The sequence below is a fragment of the Vulgatibacter sp. genome (genome assembly GCF_041687135.1).
In the GTDB taxonomy this organism is placed as follows: Bacteria; Myxococcota; Myxococcia; order Myxococcales; family Vulgatibacteraceae; genus JAWLCN01.
Genome location: NZ_JAWLCN010000001.1, coordinates 326,613 through 346,424 on the forward strand (window position 1 = coordinate 326,613; position 19,812 = coordinate 346,424).

Annotated in this window: 15 protein-coding genes and 1 pseudogene; 12 read left to right on the forward strand and 4 right to left on the reverse strand. The window is 69.8% G+C overall.

The features are described 5' to 3' along the window. Window positions 1-382 precede the first annotated feature (382 nt). A pseudogene (locus ACESMR_RS01540) lies at window positions 383-4,414 on the forward strand (HAMP domain-containing protein); the annotation flags it as partial. Further along, the gene (locus ACESMR_RS01545; RefSeq protein WP_373044465.1) at window positions 4,399-5,967 is read left to right on the forward strand and encodes a sensor histidine kinase; all 1,569 of its coding nucleotides are present in this window, start codon (window positions 4,399-4,401) and stop codon (window positions 5,965-5,967) included. The pseudogene ACESMR_RS01540 and the gene ACESMR_RS01545, both read left to right, overlap by 16 nt. On the opposite strand, the gene ACESMR_RS01550 is transcribed toward ACESMR_RS01545, so the two are convergent. From ACESMR_RS01550 to ACESMR_RS01560, 3 genes are read right to left on the reverse strand one after another with little or no spacing between them, the layout of a single operon-like run. Then, complete coding sequence (locus ACESMR_RS01550) at window positions 5,964-6,239, reverse strand: DUF5985 family protein (RefSeq protein WP_373044467.1); 276 nt, start codon at window positions 6,237-6,239, stop codon at window positions 5,964-5,966. The two genes, ACESMR_RS01545 and ACESMR_RS01550, sit on opposite strands and share 4 nt — an antisense overlap. Further along, window positions 6,236-6,496: a DUF5985 family protein gene (locus ACESMR_RS01555; protein WP_373044468.1), complete on the reverse strand. Its 261-nt coding sequence runs from the start codon at window positions 6,494-6,496 to the stop codon at window positions 6,236-6,238. The genes ACESMR_RS01550 and ACESMR_RS01555 overlap by 4 nt, the downstream gene beginning before the upstream one ends. Then, complete coding sequence (locus tag ACESMR_RS01560; protein WP_373044470.1) at window positions 6,489-6,878, reverse strand: hypothetical protein; 390 nt, start codon at window positions 6,876-6,878, stop codon at window positions 6,489-6,491. Before ACESMR_RS01560 ends, ACESMR_RS01555 begins: the two co-directional genes overlap by 8 nt. A gap of 195 nt (window positions 6,879-7,073) precedes the next feature. Here ACESMR_RS01560 and ACESMR_RS01565 point away from each other — a divergent pair, with 195 nt between their 5' ends. From ACESMR_RS01565 to ACESMR_RS01600, 8 genes are all read left to right on the forward strand, one after another. Continuing rightward, a complete protein-coding gene (locus ACESMR_RS01565) occupies window positions 7,074-7,367 on the forward strand; it encodes a hypothetical protein (RefSeq protein WP_373044472.1) in 294 nt (97 codons plus the stop codon). A gap of 42 nt (window positions 7,368-7,409) precedes the next feature. Continuing rightward, window positions 7,410-8,375 carry an RluA family pseudouridine synthase gene (locus ACESMR_RS01570; protein WP_373044474.1) on the forward strand — a complete coding sequence of 322 codons (966 nt, stop codon included), beginning with the start codon at window positions 7,410-7,412 and terminating at the stop codon, window positions 8,373-8,375. Between the two features lie 120 nt (window positions 8,376-8,495). Then, window positions 8,496-10,049, forward strand: coding sequence for a fibronectin type III domain-containing protein (locus ACESMR_RS01575; RefSeq protein WP_373044476.1), 1,554 nt, complete (start codon window positions 8,496-8,498; stop codon window positions 10,047-10,049). 32 nt (window positions 10,050-10,081) lie between these two features. Next, window positions 10,082-11,623 (forward strand): hypothetical protein, encoded by a 1,542-nt coding sequence (locus ACESMR_RS01580; protein ID WP_373044478.1) that lies wholly within the window; start codon window positions 10,082-10,084, stop codon window positions 11,621-11,623. Window positions 11,624-11,694: 71 nt separating this feature from the next. Further along, a complete protein-coding gene (locus tag ACESMR_RS01585) occupies window positions 11,695-12,273 on the forward strand; it encodes a hypothetical protein (protein ID WP_373044480.1) in 579 nt (192 codons plus the stop codon). Window positions 12,274-12,382: 109 nt separating this feature from the next. Further along, the gene (locus ACESMR_RS01590; protein ID WP_373044483.1) at window positions 12,383-14,980 is read left to right on the forward strand and encodes a penicillin-binding protein 1A; all 2,598 of its coding nucleotides are present in this window, start codon (window positions 12,383-12,385) and stop codon (window positions 14,978-14,980) included. Between the two features lie 190 nt (window positions 14,981-15,170). After that, window positions 15,171-15,980 carry a hypothetical protein gene (locus ACESMR_RS01595; protein WP_373044485.1) on the forward strand — a complete coding sequence of 270 codons (810 nt, stop codon included), beginning with the start codon at window positions 15,171-15,173 and terminating at the stop codon, window positions 15,978-15,980. Window positions 15,981-16,115: 135 nt separating this feature from the next. Further along, on the forward strand, window positions 16,116-16,706 hold the full coding sequence (locus tag ACESMR_RS01600; RefSeq protein ID WP_373044487.1) for a transposase: 591 nt from the start codon (window positions 16,116-16,118) through the stop codon (window positions 16,704-16,706). A 21-nt stretch (window positions 16,707-16,727) separates the two neighbouring features. Here the strand turns inward: ACESMR_RS01600 and ACESMR_RS01605 are convergent, their stop codons facing one another. Next, window positions 16,728-17,753 (reverse strand): histone deacetylase, encoded by a 1,026-nt coding sequence (locus ACESMR_RS01605; protein ID WP_373044489.1) that lies wholly within the window; start codon window positions 17,751-17,753, stop codon window positions 16,728-16,730. Window positions 17,754-18,032: 279 nt separating this feature from the next. Between ACESMR_RS01605 and ACESMR_RS01610 the strand changes: the two genes are divergently transcribed. Both ACESMR_RS01610 and ACESMR_RS01615 read left to right on the forward strand, forming a co-directional pair. Next, on the forward strand, window positions 18,033-18,470 hold the full coding sequence (locus ACESMR_RS01610) for a twin-arginine translocase TatA/TatE family subunit (protein ID WP_373044491.1): 438 nt from the start codon (window positions 18,033-18,035) through the stop codon (window positions 18,468-18,470). Beyond that, the gene (locus ACESMR_RS01615) at window positions 18,467-19,714 is read left to right on the forward strand and encodes a twin-arginine translocase subunit TatC (RefSeq protein WP_373044493.1); all 1,248 of its coding nucleotides are present in this window, start codon (window positions 18,467-18,469) and stop codon (window positions 19,712-19,714) included. The genes ACESMR_RS01610 and ACESMR_RS01615 overlap by 4 nt, the downstream gene beginning before the upstream one ends. The last annotated feature ends 98 nt before the right edge of the window (window positions 19,715-19,812 follow it).

Sequence of the window (19,812 nt, forward strand, 5' to 3'; positions counted from 1 at the left end):
CCCCACCTGGTTCGTAGGCGCGGCGTCGCCGTTCGCGGTGGTCCTGCCTGCCCGCCCGATCCGCCGGCGATGCGGCGGGCGTCGTCCACCGTGCCTCCTCCGGGCCGGGTGCGAAGAAATTCCTCCCGTGTGTGTGTTGCACCTCCGTTGGCGGGATCGCTCCCACGAGCGAGCACCGCCCTGGAACACGACCGAGAGGTGGACGCGGATGGGCGACGAGAAGCGACCGAAGAGTGGACAGCGCCGGGTTCGGCCCGCGTCGAGCTCGGGCAGGACGGCAACGCCACGTGGCGCCGCTCGCACGGCTGGCGGACGCGGAACCGCCCGGCAGCGTGCCTCGTCGCAGGTCAGGCGGCCGAGCCGGCGCAAGAGCGCCGACGAGACGGCGATCCTCGAGAACGTCCGCGACGCGCTCCTCGCCCTGGTGGACGGCGACTTCGACGTCCGCCTCGACGAGCAGGCCTGGGACGGCCTGCCCGCCGAGGTGGCGGAGGCCCTCAACCTCGTCGCCGAGCGGGCCGCAGCCCTCGAGGACGAGCTCGCCCACGTCGAGACCGCCGTCGGCCGCGAGGGGCACATGGACGAGCGCGCCTCGCTAGGGCGGGTCGAGGGCGGCTGGGCCCGCTGCATCGACTCGGTCAACGGCCTGGTCGGCGACCTCGTCGTTCCCGCCGCGGAGATCGCGCGGGTCCTCGACGCGGTGGCCCACGGCGACCTCTCCCGGAAGATGCCGCTCACCATCGACGGCCACCCGGTGAAGGGCGAGTACCTGCGCATCGGCACCACGGTCAACTCGATGGTCGAGCAGCTCTCCTCCTTCGCTGCGGAGGTGACCCGCGTCGCCCGCGAGGTGGGCAGCGACGGCAAGCTCGGCGGCCAGGCCTCGGTGCCCGGCGTCTCCGGTACCTGGAAGGACCTGACCGACAACGTGAACGGCCTCGCCGCCAACCTGACGGCGCAGGTGCGCAACATCGCCGAGGTGACCACCGCCGTTGCCCGCGGCGACCTCTCCCGCAAGATCACCGTCGACGCCCGCGGCGAGGTGGCCGAGCTCAAGGCCACCGTCAACACCATGGTCGATCAGCTCCGCGCCTTCGCGGCGGAGGTGACCCGCGTCGCCCGCGAGGTGGGCACCGACGGCAGGCTGGGTGGCCAGGCCGACGTGCAGGGCGTCTCGGGCGTGTGGAAGGACCTCACCGACAACGTGAACCTGCTGGCGGCCAACCTCACCGATCAGGTGCGCAACATCGCCAAGGTCACCACCGCCGTCGCCAACGGCGATCTCTCCGGCAAGATCACCGTCGAGGCGAAGGGCGAGATCCTCGCGCTCAAGGACACCATCAACACCATGGTCGGCCAGCTCCGCGCCTTTGCCAGCGAGGTGACCCGCGTGGCCCGCGAGGTGGGCACCGACGGCAAGCTGGGCGGACAGGCACAGGTGCCGGGGGTCTCCGGCACGTGGAAGGATCTGACCGACAACGTCAATTGGATGGCCTCGAACCTCACCGCCCAGGTTCGAAATATCGCCGCGGTGACCACCGCGGTGGCTCGCGGCGATCTCTCCCGGAAGATCACGGTGGACGTGAAGGGCGAGATGCTCGAGCTGAAGGACACCGTCAACACGATGGTGGATCAGCTCAACTCCTTCGCCTCGGAGGTCTCCCGCGTCGCCCGCGAGGTGGGCACCGAAGGAAAGCTGGGTGGACAGGCCTACGTGCCCGGCGTCTCCGGTGTCTGGAAGGACCTCACCTACAACGTGAACTCGATGGCCTCGAACCTGACCACGCAGGTGCGCGGGATCGTCAAGGTGGTGACCGCCGTCGCCAACGGCGACCTCTCCCAGAAGCTCACCGTTCCCGCGGAAGGCGAGGTGGCGGCGCTCGGCGACACCATCAACGCGATGACCGAGACCCTGGCGCTCTTCGCGGAACAGGTGAGCTCGGTGGCGCGCGAAGTGGGCGCCGAAGGAAAGCTGGGCGGACAGGCCCGGGTCCCCGGCGTGAGCGGCACCTGGCGCGAGCTCACCGAGAACGTGAACTTCATGGCCTCCAACCTCACCACCCAGGTGCGCGGCATCGTGCGGGTGGTGACCGCCGTCGCCAACGGCGACCTCACCCAGCGCCTCGTCCTCGACGCGCAGGGCGAGGTGGCGGCGCTCGCCGAGACGATCAACGCGATGACCGAGACCCTGGCGACCTTCGCCGAGCAGGTCAGCACCGTGGCGCGCGAAGTGGGGATCGAGGGGAAGCTGGGCGGCCAGGCGAAGGTGCCCGGTGCCTCCGGCACGTGGCGCGACCTCACCGACAACGTGAACCAGCTCGCCGCCAACCTCACCAGCCAGGTGCGCGCCATCGGCGACGTGGCCACCTCGGTGGCCAAGGGCGACCTGACCCGATCGATTGCGGTGGAGGCGCAGGGCGAGGTCGCCGCGCTCAAGGACAACGTCAACCAGATGATCGTCAACCTCATCGAGACGACGCGGAAGAACAACGAGCAGGATTGGCTGAAGACCAACCTCGCCCGCTTCTCGCGGATGATGCAGGGACAAAAGAACCTGGAGGCGGTGTCGCGGCTGATCATGAGCGAGCTGACCCCGCTCGTCTCGGCGCACCACGGCGCCTTCTTCCTCCTCGATGCGGAGGGGGAAGAGCCGCGCCTCACCCTGACCTCGAGCTACGCGTGGCGCGAGCGCAAGAACGTCGCCAACAGCTTCCGCCTCGGCGAGGGGATCGTGGGCCAGTGCGCCCTCGAGGGGCAGACGCTGCTGCTCACCGACGTCCCGCCGGACTACATCCAGATCAGCTCGGGGCTCGGCGAGGCCTCGCCCCTCAACATCATCGTCGTGCCGGTGATGTTCGAAGGCCGGGTGAAGGCGGTGATCGAACTCGCCTCCTTCCACCCCTTCAGCGCGATCCACCAGATTTTCCTCGACCAGCTCTCCGAGACGATCGGCGTCGTGCTCAACATGATCATCGCGAACATGCGGACGGAGCAGCTCCTCCTGCAGTCGCAGGGCCTCACCCTCGAGCTCCAGACCCAGTCCTTCGAGCTCACCGAGCAGAAGGAGGAGCTGAAGCGTTCCAACGCCGAGCTGGAGAAGCAGGCCCTGGAGCTCGAGGAGAAGGCGCGGCTCCTCGCCGAGCAGAACCAGCAGGTCGAGGAGAAGAACCACGAGGTGGAGCGCGCCCGGAACTCGCTGGAGGAGAAGGCCGAGCAGCTCGCGCTCATCTCCCGCTACAAGAGCGAGTTCCTCGCCAACATGTCCCACGAGCTGCGCACGCCGCTCAACAGCCTGCTCATCCTCGCGAGACTCCTCGGCGAGAACAAGGAGGCGAACCTCAGCTCCAAGCAGATCGAGTGGGCCCGGACGATCCACGCCGCCGGCGAGGACCTCCTCAGCCTCATCAACGAGATCCTCGATCTCGCCAAGGTCGAGTCGGGCAAGATGCGCGTCGATCCGCGGGACTACCCGCTCCAGGATCTGCGCGGCTTCGTCGAGCGCACCTTCCTGCCGGTGGCGGAGCAGAAGGGGATCGGGATCGAAGTGCGGATGGAGGAGGGCCTGCCCGAGGCGATCTTCACCGACGCGCAGCGGCTCCAGCAGGTGCTCAAGAACCTGCTCGCCAACGCGTTCAAATTCACCACCGAGGGCAAGGTGGAGCTGCACGTCGCCCTCGCCGATGGCGCGGCGCTGCAGGCGCAGACGCTGCTGCTGTCGGAGCGGGTGGTGGCGATCTCGGTGCGCGACACCGGGATCGGCATCCCGGCCTCGAAGCAGCAGCTGATCTTCGAGGCCTTCCAGCAGGCGGACGGGACGACCAGCCGCAAATATGGCGGCACCGGCCTCGGCCTCTCCATCAGCAGGGAGCTGGTGCGGCTGCTCGGCGGCGAGATCCACGTGGAGAGCACCGTTGGCGAGGGCAGCGTCTTCACGGTCTACCTGCCCGAGCGCTACCAGGGGGCTCTCGAGAACCTCGAGGAGGTCGTCGCTTCGACCAGGAACGAGAGCGCCGACCCGGTGAAGGAAGACTGCGTGCGGCTCGAGGGAGCGCGCATCCTCCTCATCGACGACGACGCCCGCAATGTCTACGCGATGGCGAGCGTTCTCGAGGGATGCGGCGCCGAGGTCCTCTACGCGGAAGACGGCAAGGGCGGCCTGGCACGGATCGAGGAAGATCCCACGATTGACCTGGTCATCACCGATGTGATGATGCCCGAAGTGGATGGATTCGAGACGATGCGACGCATCCGGAGCAATCCGCTCCACGCGTCGCTTCCCATCCTCGCGGTGACCGCCAAGGCGCTGGAGGAGGACCGGGAGCGCTGCCTCGAGGCAGGTGCCTCCGACTATCTGGCGAAGCCGGTCCAGATCCCCGAACTCCTGGAGACGATTCGACTGTGGCTGCGACGCTAGACAACCAGGCCAGCATCCTCGTCGTCGACGATCAGGGCGCGAATCTCACCGCGCTCGAGGCGATCCTCGAGCCGCTGGGCCAGAAGCTCCTCCTCGTCCGCTCGGGCGAGGAGGCGCTCAAGCAGCTGATGCTCCACGAGGACGTCGCCGTGATCCTCCTCGACGTGCGGATGCCGGGCATCGACGGCTTCGAGACCGCGCGGCTGATCAAGATGCGGGATCGCTCGCGCTTCATCCCCATCGTCTTCCTCACCGGCCTCGGCGAGGACGAGGGCGCGCTCTTCCGCGGCTACGAGCACGGGGCGGTGGACTACATCCGCAAGCCCTTCGACGCCGACGTGCTCCGGTCGAAGGTCCGGGTCTTCGTCGAGCTCCACCAGCGGGGCGTGGCGCTCCAGCGGCAGGCCCAGCTGCTGCGCGAGCACGAGCTCGCGGCGATCGAGCGCCGGCACGAGGAGCGCTATCGATCGCTCATCGATGCGATGCCGCAGTGCGTGTGGGCGCTCGGGCCCGACGGCGAGATCCAATACGCGAACGAGGGATGGCGGAGCTACGCGGCGCTGCGCCGGGGCGAGACGACCCTCGAGGTGCTGCGGCGCTTCATCCACCCCGAGGACGCGCCGGTGATGGAGGTGGCGCGGCGGCGCGCCCTCGACGGCATCTCGCCCTTCGAGGTGCAGTTCCGCCTTCGCCGTGCCCACGACGGCGCGTGGCGCTGGCACCTCGGCCGCGGCGTTCCCCACCGCGACGATCGGGGCACGGTGCTGGGCTGGGTGATCACCGCGACCGACATCCACGACCAGAAGCAGATCGAGTCGGCGCTGCAGCAGACCGAGCAGGCGCTCCGCAAGGCGAGCGAGGCGAAGGACGTCTTCCTCGCCGCTGCCTCGCACGAGCTGCGCACGCCGCTCACCGTGGTGAAGGCCCAGACCGCTCTCACCCTCAGGCGTCTGGCCAAGGCCGGCGGCGACGCCGAGCGCTCGCTGACGATGATCGATCGCCAGATCGGCCGCATGGTCCGCCTCGTCGAGGACCTGCTCGACGTGGGCCGCCTGCAGAGCGGCAGGCTCTCGCTGGAGTGGGAGTCCTTCGACCTCGTCGAGCTCCTTTCGGAGACCCGGGAGCGCATGCAGCTCCTCTCCGACGCCCATCCGATCGAGCTGCACGCGCCGGAGGCGCTGCCGATCGAGGCGGATCGCCACCGGCTCGAGCAGGTGTTCACCAACCTGGTGGCCAACGCGATCCGCTATTCGCCGGACGGTGGCAGCGTGCGCCTCGACGTTGCCGACGAGGGCGACCGGATCCGGATCTCCGTGCACGACGAGGGCGTCGGCATCCCCCTCGACCGGCAGACGGAGATCTTCGAGCAGTTCGGCCAGGCCCACGGCGTTCGCTACGGCGGCCTCGGCCTCGGCCTCACCATCGCCGCCGGGATCGTCGGCCAGCACGGCGGCAGGATCTGGGTGGAGTCGGACGGCAAGCCAGGCGCCGGGACCACCTTCCACGTGGAGATGCCCCGGGCGGCGGAGCTCGGCGCCTCGGGGCTCGCTTAACCTCTGCCGCGTTTCCGATTCTTGTCGACGATGGCGGCGATGATGAGCAGGAAGGCGGCGAGGCGCAGCACGTAGAGATAGGTGCGCGCCTCGTACTCGGGCCCGACGAAGGCGAGCAGCAGCCAGTTCAGGCAGAGGATCCAGAACGCCAGCGCGAAGGCGGCGAAGAGCCGGTCGTGGCTCTCCCGCCAGAAGCGCAGGAAGAAGAGGCCGGCGGCGAAGCTCGCCATGATGATGGCCCCGTTGAGCATGTCGAGGACCATGGGCGTCATGCGGTATCCCAGATGAGGCCGTAGAGCAGCACGCCCAGGGCGAAGACCGCGGCCAGGGTGCGGTAGGCCGAGAGGTCGACGGTCGTGGGTAGGATCACGCGGTCGACGAAGAGCAGCACGTTGTTGATCGCGAGCCCGACGAAGCAGAGCGAGCTCCAGAGCAGCAGCCGCTGGCGCCCACCGATCCAGGCACGCAGCAGCAATACCGCACAGGCGAGGCTCGTCGCAGCGCAGAGCAGGTAGACCGCTTCAGCCATCCGGGTCCTCCCGCCGGAGACGGAACGCATCCGAGAAGCTCCGGATGCGCTCGGATGGTTTGGAGAAGATCAGGGAGATCACCGAGACCCGGTGGGTGTGGTAGCTCTGCGCGAGCTCCTCGACCACGCGGGCGAGCGATTGCGAGCGGGGCGAAAAACAGACGCCGCCCCCTTCCGCCGGAGCGACGAGCCCCGCCTTGCGCAGGTCCTCGAGGCGCTGGCCAGCGGAGCGCGGATCGATCCGGAGCTCGCTCGCTACCCCCTCCGCCGTCCAGGTCCGCTTCGCGCTCGCCCGGATGAGAAGAAGAACCTCGAGCTGCTCGACCGAATCGATGTGCTCGACCACGAAGGTCCGCACTTCCTCGGAGATGCCGCCGTTCACCGCTCCTTCCGCACCCCCGGGGGAGAGTCCCGATGGGCGTTTCGCTCAAGATAGGTACGGTGGGCTGGCGCTCCAATCCCGAAGGAGCGGCGCGGCCCCGGGGCTGGAGACGGGTTGCAAGGGCCACCGGGCGGGGGGCGGGCCACTGCCCCGGGGAGCCGGGGGCCGCACCGTATCTCGTGAGAGGAGGTTCGAATGAACCGGCTGGGGACCGGCCTCGCCGCCGTGGTGATGGCGCTCGGAGCGGCGCTCGGATGCGGTGGCGACGATCCGGACGACATCGAGTTCGAGGTGGCCTGCGGCAACGGCATCGACGAGGACGGCGACGGCCTCCTCGACTGCGCCGACCCGGACTGCGCCGCAGACGCGCTCTGCACCGGGGGCGGGGGTCCGATCGAGATCTGCGACAACGGCTTCGACGACGACGGCGACGGCCGCATCGATTGCGGGGACGGCGACTGCTCCTCCGATCCCTCCTGCCTGCTGTAGGGAGTCGCGCGGCCCGGGCCGTCTTCTGGTACAAGGCGGCCCGTGTTCGAGCACACCATCAGCGAAGACGAGGCGGGACAGCGCCTCGACAAATTGGCCCGCCGGCTGCTGCCCGAGGTGCCGCTCAGCGGCGTCTTCAAGCTGATCCGCACCAAGCGGATCCGGGTGAACGGCAAGCGCTCCCAGGTCGAGTACCTGCTCCAGCCCGGCGACGTGGTGCATTTCCGCGTGGTGCAGCCGGGACCCGAGGCCCTGCGCAGGCCGCGCCCCGCGCCGGCGAAGCTCCCCGAGGTGCCGATCCTCTTCGAGGACGACGCCATCCTCGTGGTCGACAAGCCCGGCGGTCTCGCCGTCCATCCCGGCAGCGGGATCAAGGGCGGCACCCTGGTCGACTGGGCGCGGAACTACCTGCAGGTCGACCCCGAGCAGAAGGACTTCAAGCCCAGCCCGGCGCACCGTCTCGACCGCGAGACCTCCGGGGTCATCGTCGTCGCCAAGAAGCGCAAGGCGATGGTCGGGCTCACGGAGATCTTCACCGCCGGCACCGCGGACAAGACTTATCTCGGCCTGGTGAAGGGCCGGATGCCGCGGCCGGTGGGCACCATCGACCAGCCGCTGGCGGAGCACCAGCAGACGAGCCGTTCCCGGCAGGAACGCGGCGTGAACATGCAGCCGGCGGTGACCCACTACCGCGTCCTCGCCACGGGCGCCGGGGTGAGCCTGCTCGAGTGCACCATCGAGACCGGCCGCACCCACCAGATCCGCCGGCACCTCTCGGCGATCGGCCACCCGATCGTCGGTGACTCGCGCTACGGCGACTTTCCCTTCAACCGGGACGCAGCGAAGACGTGGGGGCTGAAGCGCCAGTTCCTCCACGCGCGGCGGCTCGAGCTCGAGCACCCGACCACCGGGCAGAAGATGGGCTTCGACGCGCCCCTGCCCGACGAGCTGGTGGCGGTGCTGAACGCCGCCGGCATCGCCTGGACCGGCTCGAAGAAGCGCCGCTGATCCGTGCGGAGGCTGGTGCGGTTTGCCGCACTATCTGGCCCCCGGGGCCGGGCGTAGCTTCCCCCTCGTCGGCGCGACCGGAGCGAATCTCCGGTCGAGTCTTCGAGAAGGGAAACAGCAGTGACAAGGCGTATCCGGATCCTCTCCGTCGCCGCTCTCCTCGTCGCAGCAGCCTGCGACACCGAGGAGCCGCGTGCCCGCCAGCAGCAGCCCGAACCAGAGCCCGAACCCACCGGCCGCACCGTGGTCGGCCTGCGCCAGCTCGAATGGCGCTACGCCACGGGCACCGACGTCGCGCCCACGGATCTCGACACCGCCGTGGTGCAGGCGCACTGCCCGGATGGCGAGGGCGGCTGGACCATCCATCCCGGCCACGGCGAGCCCGACGGCACCTTCGTCATCGAAGGCCTGCCCGAGGGGCATTGCTGGGTGCGGATGGACCGCTGGGAAGGCGGCGAGCATCCGCCGGAGGACGAGTACTTCTGGACCGACGCCTCGACCCTCGACTTCGGCACCGTGAAGGTCGAGCGCGAACAGGTCGACTTCTTCGTGGCCTCCACCCGGATCTCCCTGGCCGTCGACGGCCTCGAGGCCTGGGTGCCGGGGGAGCACGAGCTCGGCCTGCTCGTTCCGAACGTCACCTTCTCGCAGTACAACTTCGCCGACTTCCCGGGCTCGGTGGAGGGGATTCCCGGCGCAGGTGAGACCGCGGCCGAGTCGATCTCGTACGAGCTCGCCAACCTCTCCACCCCAGCGTTCTCGGCGGAGAAGGGCGATCGCCCGCTGATCCTGCAGTCGGGGCTCCGGGAGAACGATCGGGGCAACGCCTGGTTCACCCCGCTGCGCGCCTTCGAGGGCGAGCCCTTCTCCCTGGACGAGGGCGGCACCGCCCACGTCGAGGGCACGCTCGTGGAACTCGAGCAGCACACCTACCGGCTCCACTGGGACATCCCAGCGTTCGACGCCCTCGCCGACGGGATCCGGGAGGGAGCCACTCCCTTCGCCAGGGGCTTCGCCTATCTCTCCTCCCGCGGCGTGGAGGAGGACGCGTGGCACCACGGTTCGCGTCCGTGGCAGGCCTTCGTGGTGGCGGACGAGTCGATCTTCGACACCGCCGAGGCGGTGGATTTCGGCGACGTCGTGCACGGCAACCCGATCCCCGGCGGCACCTTCTACGACTGGTACCAGGTCTGGTACCGCACCTTGCTGCCCTGGTTCGACGACAGCGAGCAGGAACTCTGGGCCACCGCCGGCCGCTACGGCGGACCCGCGCCCACGGCAGAGGAGGGCGCCCGCCCCCTGGTGGCCCCGGTCACTGGGATCCGCATCGGCGGCAGGGATGCATCGCAGCCACTGGCAGACGTCGGTCCGCAGCCGACGATCAGCTGGCAGCCCCCTGTTACCGGCGAGATCACCTCCTACGAGATCGACCTCGTCACCCCCGGCGCCGGCGACATGGCGATGGGCGGCTTCTTCCGCAAGGCGGCCCACCTCGTGGTGCCCGGCGACGTCACCGAGATCGTCCTTCCGGTGGATCTGCTCCGCGAGGGCTTCCGCTACGCGGTGATCGTCCGCGCCGTCTCCAGCGAAGGCCAGGAGGTCCGCACCGCGCCGCTGGCCCGGGCGCTTCCCTACGCGTGGGCCGACGCGGTCTCGGAGACCTTCCTGCCTTGAGCCACCCCGACTTTCGCAGCACGAGGAAGATCATGCGCCACGTCGCAAGCAGCCTGATCCCGACGCTCCTCCTTCTCGCCGCCTGCGGCGGAGAGGAGCAGCCCCGTCCCCACGGCAGCGCCGAGAGCCCGATCGAGCCGGCGGCCCGCACCATCGCCGGCAGCGCCGAGTGGAAGTACGTCCGGGTGGACGGCACCCCCAGCGGCAGCTTCCAGGACGACCTGCACAGCTGGGTGATCGAGGCGCACTTCCCCACCGAGCAGGGCTGGGACGTGGTGCCGGGCTACGGCCTCTCGGACGGCACCTTCACCATCCCCGGCGCGCCGGAAGGCGAGTACTGGCTCCGCATGGTGATGCGCCCGTTCGGCCAGGACTTCGTCTGGACCGACGCCACCACGCTGCCGATCGGGACCACCTCGGTGGGCCAGGCCGATCCCGTCCACGCGCCGGCACAGGCGCCGGTGGTGATCCGCGCCGACGGCCTCTCGCCCTGGGAAGACGAGGACGGCCTCGCCTTCTTCGCCCCCGACGCGGTCAACGTCGACAACGGGATCCAGTGGGAGATCGAGGCGGGCGCGCCGGCTTCCGGGGACACCTCGCTCGACCTCACCTTCAACTGGAACGGCAGGCCGCACGTCCGCGTCGAGCAGGGGAGCCCCGCCTTCGTGGTGCAGTCCCGCGCCTTCGCGAGCGATGCCGGCGTCGCCTTCCGGGCGCCGGTGGCAGCGTTCACCCCAGCCGACGTGGTGCAGGGACTCGACGGCACACCGATCGTGCTGGAGGGCAGCTTCGCCTCGCCGCCCGCCCTCGACTTCCAGCTGGCCTACGACGCTGCAGCCTACGACGCGCTGCGCACCGCGATCCACCCCAGCGGCGCGAGCGAACACCCGTTCTACGGCCACGCCCTCTACGCCCACCCGGGCGCGCGGGACGACGGCGAGCTCTTCTACAGCTTCGAGTTCCCGATCTTCGAGATCGCCGACTCGAGCGTGCTCTCCACCTCGGACGATCTCGGGGCCTTCTCCATCCCCAACCCCTACCCCGAGGAATGGGTGGTCCAGTCCTTCTACGCCACCTGGCAGGTGCAGGTCCCCTTCCCGCTGGACGACGGGCAGGAGCGCTTCTTCGAGGCGGTGGTCGGACGCCGCAGCCGCACGCTCTCGACCGAGGCCGAGCCGCTGCGTCCCGTCGTCGGCCCGGTGGGCGAGGTGCGCCTCGACGGCGTGGCCCTCGATACCGATCGCGAGGGGATCGCGCCGCTGGCGGAGCTCTCCTTCGATCCGCCGGCGATCGGCAGCCCCACCAGCTACGTGGTGCAGGTGGCGGAGGCGCTCGTGGATCCGCCGGAGCCCTACTGGCCGGGTTGGTACCTGGTGGCGAACCTCCGCCTCCCCGGCGACGTGACGAGCGTGCGCATGCCCCACAACCTGCTGCGCCCCGGCGGCACCTACCTGCTCGTCGTGCGCGCGGTGCAGGAGGAGGGGCAGGACCTGCGGCTGGCGCCCTACCGCAACGGCGTGGAGTCGGCGATCGCCGACCGCGTCACCTCGATGTTCACCGTCGCCGCCGAGTGATCGCGGCGTGAGAGCAGAGGCGGCCGGCGGGCCTGGACCGGCCGGCCGTCCTCGTTTCCGGAGAGAATGAAATGAGCGGAGCACCGCGCATCGATTTCTACAGCAACTTCCACAAGGGGCTGCGCCGCCTGCACTTCGACTTCGCGGTCCTCGCCGGCTCGACCGATCCGCACGACGCCGCAGCGGTCGAGCACCTGCGCGTGCGCTTTCGCCAGATCGTCCACGTGCTCCACGCCCACGCCCGCAACGAGGCGACGTACATGCACCCGGTGCTGGCGCGCCACCTGCCGGAGGCCCACGCCTCCCTCGAGCTGGAGCACGCGGGCCACGACACCGAGCTCGCCACCCTGCAGGCGCAGCTCGATCGGATCGCCACCGTCGCGCCCGAGAACCGTCAGGACGCGGCGATGACCTTCTACCGCTCCTACAACCGCTTCCTCGCCAGGCAGCTCGAGCACCTTGCCGAGGAGGAGTCGCTCCTGCCGCATCTGTGGGAGCGCTGCGATCCTTCGGAGCTCGCCGAGGCGCTGGGGCGCTTCAAGGAGGCGCTCACGGTGGAGAAGCTCGCCTCGGATTGGACGATGATGCTGCCTGCGCTCAACGCGCCGGAGCGCCACGCGATCCTCGGCATGGTGCTGGCGAAGCACTGACCCCGCATGTGCGGCCTCCGCCCACCACACGCCGGTTGCGGGCAGGCGGGGCGGGCCTGCCTGCTCGGGCGTTGTGCGGGGGGGATGGGTGCACTAACCTCCCCGCCGAATGGCTGACGAAGGCAAGCGCCCCCAGGGGCCCGACGAGAGCGCCCCGACCCAGGGTGCATCCGTTCCGACGAAGAAGAAGACCTGGCTGAAGCGGATCGCCGGCGCGAGCCTCGGGCTCGTGCTCCTCGGCGGTATCGCTGCAGCCGGCGCCGTGTACTGGGCGTACGACACCTATGGCGCCGATCTGCCCCGTGTGCCAGACGTGCACGAATGGCATCCGCCGATCCTCTCGGAGGCCTACGCCACCGACGAGGTCCTCCTCGCCGAGTTCTTCGCCGAGCGGCGGAAGGTGGTCCCCTACGAGCGGATCCCGAAGAAGCTCGTGCAGGCCTTCGTGGCCTCCGAGGACAACGTCTTCTTCGACCACCCCGGCTTCGATCCGATCGGCATCGCCGGCGCCGCCTGGAAGAACTTCACCGCGGGCCGCGTCCGCGGCGGCGGCTCCACGCTGACCCAGCAGACCGCCAAGGCGCTCCTCATCTCCGCGGAAGGCTACGACAAGGGCCGCGAGAAGACGATCCGCCGCAAGATCAAGGAGCTTCTCCTCGCGCTCGAGCTTGAGCGCAAATTCACCAAGGAGGAGATCCTCTGGCTCTACCTGAACAACGTCTACCTCGGGCACCACAGCTACGGCGTCCAGTCGGCGGCGGAGAACTACTACCGCAAGAACGTCGAGGACCTCACCCTGCCCGAGATCGCGCTGATCGCCGGCCTGCCCCAGGCGCCTTCGCGCTACTCGCCCTTCACCAACCCGAAGAACGCCGCCGAGCGCCGGGAGTACGTCCTCCGCCGCATGGCGGAAGAGGGGATGATCAGCGAGGAGCAGCGGGCCAGCGCAGCGGCGGAGCCGATCCGCGTCCACCCGGTGGAGGACGTCTTCGGCGACACGGCTCCCTTCTTCGCCGAGCACGTGCGCCGCGACATCGTCGACCGCTACGGCAACCAGCGGATGCTCGGCGACGGCCTGAAGATCTGGTCCTCGATGAACTCGGAGAACCAGCGCTTCGCCCAGAACGCGATGCTGAAGGGGCTCCACCACGTCGATCACCGCCAGGGCTTCTCCGGCCCGGTGGGGAAGGTGGCGAAGAACGACCAGGCGGCGAAGCTGAAGGCCTTCGACGCGGTGCTCGAGGCGCGCGGCGGCGCGAAGCTCGAGCGTGATCGCATCTACGTGGGGCTCGTCACCGCCGTCGAGGCGAAGAAGGCGACGGTCAAGCTCGGCACGAAGCTCGAGGGCGAGCTGCCCCTGGGGGCCGCCCGTTGGGCGCGCAAGCCCAACTCCGAGGCCTACTTCCCCTCCTCGCTCATCACCTCGCTCGAGGGCGTGGTCGAGCCGGGCGACCTCGTCGTGGTGCGCGGCGCCATCGCCGAGGACATCGGCATGGACTCGGAGAAGGCGGGGCTGAAGCGGACCTACGGCGCCGACGGCGTCTTCCTCGCGCTGGAGCAGGAGCCGGAGCTGCAGGGCGCGATCGTCTCGATCGATCCCTGGAGCGGCTACGTGGTGGCGATGATCGGCGGCTACGACTTCGACGCCTCCGAGTTCAACCGCGCCTTCCAGTCCTGCAGGCAGCCGGGCTCCTCCTTCAAACCGATCGTCTACTCGGGCAACTTCGAGCTGGGCAGGGATCCCACCGACTCGCTGCGCGAGCGGCCTTTCACCCCGGCGTCGATCCTCATCGACGCGCCGATCGTCACCGACGATCCCGAGAACAACCTGCGCTGGAAGCCGCAGAACTTCGACCAGACCTTCATGGGCGAGGTGACCGCCGCCTACGCGCTGGTCAACTCGATGAACATCCCCGCGGTGAAGGCGCTCGAGAACCTGAGCGTGCGCCAGGCGGTGGATTGGGCCAACAAGATCGGCATCACCTCGAAGCTCAACGAAGATTTCTCGATCGCGTTGGGCTCGTCGTGCGTGACCCTCTGGGATCTCGCCAACGTCTACGCCGCCTTCGATCGCGGCGGCACCAGGCCCGAGACGAAGTTCCTCCGCAAGGTGGAGGATCGCTTCGGCCGCACCCTCGAGGATCACACCTGGTACGCCGACGGCTGGGCGCCGCTCAAGGACCGGATCGCCGCGGGTTACGCCGAGCTCTGGAGCGAGCCGGAGCGGGTGATGAGCGAGGAGACCGCCTACATCACCACCCAGCTGCTCAACCAGGTCACCCTCTACGGCACCGCCGCCAGCGCCGGCCGGATGAACAACAAGTGGAAGATCGCCGGCAAGACCGGCACCACCAACGATTCGTTCGATGCGTGGTTCATGGGCTACTCGGTGGATCTCGTCACCGGCGTGTGGGTCGGCTACGACCGCTACGACCACCCGCCGATGGGCCGCTACGAGCAGGGCGGGCGCACCGCGCTGCCGATCTGGCGCGACTACATGGAGAACGCGCTGGACGGCAGACCCCAGCGCGACTGGAAGCAGCCCGCGGGGATCAACTGGATGACGGTGAACCTCAAGACCGGCCGTCCCGGCGGCGGCGAGGGGAGCCGGGCGCTGCCTTTCAAGCGTGGCACCGAGCCCAGCGCGTCCACGCCTGCGGGCGACGGGGGCACGGTGGATCCGGCGCTCTTCATGGGGCTGCCTTAAAGTCCGTTCTCCCCCTTGTTGAGAGACGAGGCGGTCGTGGTCCAGCGGGCTGCGGCCGCCTTTTTGTTCGTGGAGCGCTCGGATCGTTCACGGCAGGTGTCTCGACGGGTTGCTGCGCGGCTGCTACGGTGAGCCGGCCGTATCGCTCCCTGCAACAGGCCGTGCTCGTATCTCGCAAAGGAGGCTGCGAATGAAGCGCTCTCTTCTTCACGCCCTTCAGGCCCTCAGCTTCGCACTGCTGGTCGCGGCGACGGGCGCGGTCGCTCGCCCCGCGCTCGCCGAAGCGGAGCCGCTCGCCTTCGCGACCACGGAGTTGCCGGTGGGCGTGGTCGGTCTCCCGTGGGAGGCCCGCATCGAAACCGTCGGTGGGACAGGCCCCGTCACCCTCGAGTTTCCGCCGGGCGAGATGCCGGTCGGGATTCACGTCGACGGGGACACCCTGCGCGGCACGCCGATGGAAGCCGACTCGTTCTCGTTCGTCCTCGTCGCCAGGTCGGGTGAGGAGCGGGTCGCCGCGGTCTTCGCGGTCCGCTTCGTCGATGCAGGGACGTGCCTGACCAGCCGGCTACCGAATGCCGTCGTCGGACGGCACTACGCCTCGCAGGTCGAGATCGCCGGCGGCGCGTTGCCCTGGACCTTCGACGCCGGCGACCTCGTCCTCGGTCTGCAGGTGAGCAGCAGCGGCGAGATCTCGGGGATCCCGATCGGGGAGACTGCCGAGCCCCTCACCCTCGAGGTGCGGGCGCGGGATCGCGAAGGCCTCGAGAGCAGCTGCACCCTCGAGCTGCTGGTGATCGCGGAAGCCGACCTCTTCATCGAAGGCAGCGGCGGTGCCGGCGCTAGCGGCGGCAGCGCCGGAGGTGAATCGAACGGCGGCAGCGGCGGAAGTGCCCTCACCGGTGAAGGCGGCGATGACGATGGCGGCTGCGCCGCCTCCGCCACCGGCCCCTCGCTCCTCGCAGCCGGCCTCGTCCTCGCCAGGCTCCGCCGCCGCAGCTGATCGGCGCACGCCCGCCGATGCACGCATGGAGGCGGTCGTGGCCATCCGAGCCGCGACCGCCTCTTTCGCATCACCAGCCGCGGCACGAACCAACCCCAGGGCACGAGCAGCGCCTTCGCACGGAGCACTGTCGAGGTGAAGCACCACCGCCGGCCCGTGCTCGGTGAGGACCACCCGGTGCTCGTGACCTGGCGGGTGCTCGACCACGTCTGGAGCATGCAGTCGAAGCGCAGCTTCCGCGTGCTCCTCCGCACTTCTCGTCCGGCGGCGGAGCGCTTCGGCGCGCGGATCACGCATTTCTCGGTGCAGGGAAACCATCTGCATCTCCTCGTCGAGGCAAGCGGGACGAAGGCGCTATCGAGCGCGATGCAGGGGCTGGGCGTCCGGATCGCCAAAGGGCTCAACAAGCTGATGGGACGCGCGGGGAAGGTCTTTGCCGATCGCTTCCATGCGCACGCCCTCGGCTCGCCGACCGAAGCGCGCAACGCGATCGACTACGTGCTCGGCAACACGCGCAACCACGCCGAGCGGCAGGGGCGGGCCGTCACGCGCTTCGTGGATCGCTTCGCGGTCTCGCATGAGCAGCTCGGTGACGCGACCGCCTGGTGGCGGACCTTCGACGACGGAAGCCTACCGGTGGCTCCGCCGGCGAGCTGGCTGCTGGAGCAGGGATGGCGCCGTGCCAGGCCGAAGAAGGCGCCACCTGCCTTCGCGTTCCCGGCGTAGGTTCGCCGCAATCCTGTCCGGTCACACCGGCCAGTAGCGCCGATGGAAGGCAGCTGCCTCCCGGAGCGCGGCGAGGCCCCGCTCGCTCGGCGGTGGCGGCTCCGGCGGCAGCGCGCCGGCGAGCACCCGCGTGCAGGCGTGTACGCTCTCCGCCAGCGCGGGGAGGTCGTAGCCGCCCTCGAGCACCAGCGCGATCCTGCCGCCTGCGTGCCGATCGGCGATCCCCTTCGCCAGGTGGCAGAGGTGGGCGAAGCCGTCCGCCGAGACGCCCATCCCGCCGAGGGGATCGTCGCCGTGCGAATCGAAGCCCGCGGAGACGAGCACCAGCTCGGGCCGGTAGCGCTCCGCGATCGGCAGGAGCAGCTCCCGGAAGACCGCGGCGTAGTCGCCGTCTCCCAGCCGCGGCGGCAGCGGCACGTTGACCGTGTAGCCCTCGCCGGCACCACGTCCGGCCTCGGTGAGCGCGCCGGTGTCGGGATAGAAGGGGAGGCGGTGGGTGCTGAAGAAGAGCACCTCGGGCCTGTCGTAGAAGGCGACCTGGGTGCCGTTGCCGTGGTGGACGTCCCAGTCGACGATCAGGATCCGCTCGTAGCCGAGCATCTGCCTTGCGTGGGCTGCGGCGACGGCGACGTTGTTGAAGAGGCAGAAGCCCATCGCCCGGTCGGGCTCGGCGTGGTGCCCCGGTGGCCTGCCCAGCGCGAAGGCGCCGTTGGCCACACCCTCGGAGACGGCGCCCACCGCCTCGATCGCGGCGCCTGCGCTGAGCAGCGCCGCCGGCAGGGTCGCCGGGCACATCGCCGTGTCGGGGTCGAGCTGGGTGCTGGTTCCCGCGAGGGCGAGGATCTCCTGGACGTAGGGCACGGTGTGGACGCGCTGGAGCTCCTCGCTGGTGGCCTGCCGGGGCAACTCGATCCTGGTGCCGGGGATGGGATCGTGCTGGAGCCGGTCGAGGATCGCGCGCAGCCGCCCCGGACTCTCGGGATGGGCGTAGCCCGGGTCGTGGGCGAGGCAGCGTTCGTCAACGAAGAGCAGCGTCTCACGGACCATCCGGCACTCCTCCCGCGCAGCAGCGCCGAGGAGCCGCACCACGCGGCCCCAACGGCAAAGCTGCCCCTCGTGGTGCCACCCGCCAATGGGCGATGCAACAAGACCGTGGCGGTGCTGGGGCAGGATGGCCCGAATCACGTCCGAGCAGCCTGCCGCCTTGCATGCCGCCTCGTCCTCGGGCAAAGGGGCAGGGAAGCGGGAATCGGCCTTTTCTCCATGGGGTTGGTGCTCCCGCGGACACCTTCCAGAAGTACGCCCCTGGTGTAGACTGCGAGCCCCATGTTCGGCCTGTCCTTCGGCGAAATCCTCATCATCCTGGTCGTCGCGCTGATGGTGCTCGGGCCCAGCGGCATGCCCAAGCTGGCCCGCACCCTGGGCAAGGGGCTGCGCGACTTCCGGCGGGCCACCGGCGACATCCGCGGCTCCTTCGAGCAGGAGTTCTACAAGCTCGATCAGGAGGTGGAGAACGCCACCCGGGTCGACGGGCCGAAGGCCGCTGCCGCCGCGGGGATCGAGCCGGGCTCGGTCTCCACCGCCAACGCGCCGCCGGAAGGCGTCGCGCCGCGCAACGCCGCGCTGCTGCCGCCCGAGGGCACCGAGCCCACCGTGCCGCAGGCGAACCTCGCCGTGGCGCCCACCGCGGAAGCACCTGCGGCAACGACGCCCGCCGCGGAGCCCGCCGCCCCGCCGGTGAAGGCGACAGAAGAGACCCGATGAGCACCGACGAGCAGCAGCAGCCTTCCGAGCTGCGCCTCAGCCTCCTCGAGCACCTCAAGGAGCTTCGCTCCCGCCTCTTCCGGGTGACGCTGGCGGTGCTCGTCCTCGGCTCGCTCTCGCTGGCCTTCGCCCGGGAGTTCTTCCACTTCCTCGTGCTGCCGATCCTCCAGGCCTTGCCCGAGGGGCAGCGGGCGCTGGTCCAGACCTCGGCGATCGAGGAGATCAACACCTTCCTCAAGGTCGGCATCTACGCCGGCGTCTTCCTTTCGGCGCCGGTGATCCTCCAGCAGATCTGGGGCTTCGTCTCCCCGGGCCTCTACGCCAACGAGCGCCGGATGGCGCTGCCCTTCATCGGCGCGGGCACCGCCTGCTTCGTCGCCGGCGCGGCGTTCTGCTACTTCGTGGTGCTGCCGCCCGCCTTCGAGTTCCTGCTCAAGCCCGAGGAGGCCCGTGCTGCACAGACCGAGATGCAGCTCGCCCGCGGCGCGGTGGAGGACGCAGGCCGGCTCATCCGTGCCGGCGATTTGCCCGCGGCCGAGACTCTGCTCGAGAAGGCCGACGGGCATCTCGAGGTGCTGCCCGACGGCAGCCCCGACGGCCTGCTCGCCCTGCAGGAGCGGGCCAGCGGACTCGATCCGCTCCTCGACGCTGCGGAGCGGGTGGCAGGCGGGAGCCCTCCTGCCCGCGCGGCCCTCGCCGAGGCGATCGCCGCCAGGCACGACGGCCGCGCCGCCGCCCTGGCCGGCGACCGTGCCGGCGCGGTGCGCTCCCTCGACGCAGCGGAGCGAGCGGTGCGCCGTGCCTGGGCCCTGGGCACGGGCGGCGCGGAGGGCGCACGGGCGGAGCTCCTCCTCGAGCGGCATGCAGGCAGCACCGCGCGCCTCGCCGCAGCGGCGGAACAGGTGACCATCGACGATTGGACCCGGCCGATGCTCTCGATGAAGGAGCAGCTCAACCTGGTCCTCGTCCTCCTGCTCGCATTCGGGCTGATCTTCGAGATCCCGGTGGTCTTCTCGCTCCTCGCTGCCCTCGGCATCGTCACCGGCGAGGGGCTGGCGAGCTGGCGCAAATACGCCATCGTCGTGAACGTGATCGTGGCCGCGGTGATCACCCCCACCGGCGATCCCTTCAACCTGGCGATGATGGCGATACCGATGGTGCTCTGCTACGAGGTCGGCGTGATCTCGGCGCGCATCATCACCGCCCGCCGCAGGGCCCGCGAGCAGGCTCTACTCGCCGGGTGAAATGTGCACCCGACCCATCCCCGCTTGGGTCGCTTTCCGCCCCGAACAGTGGCACGCCGCGCAGACCCTCCTTACCCCGTCTGTTCTGATGGAAGGAG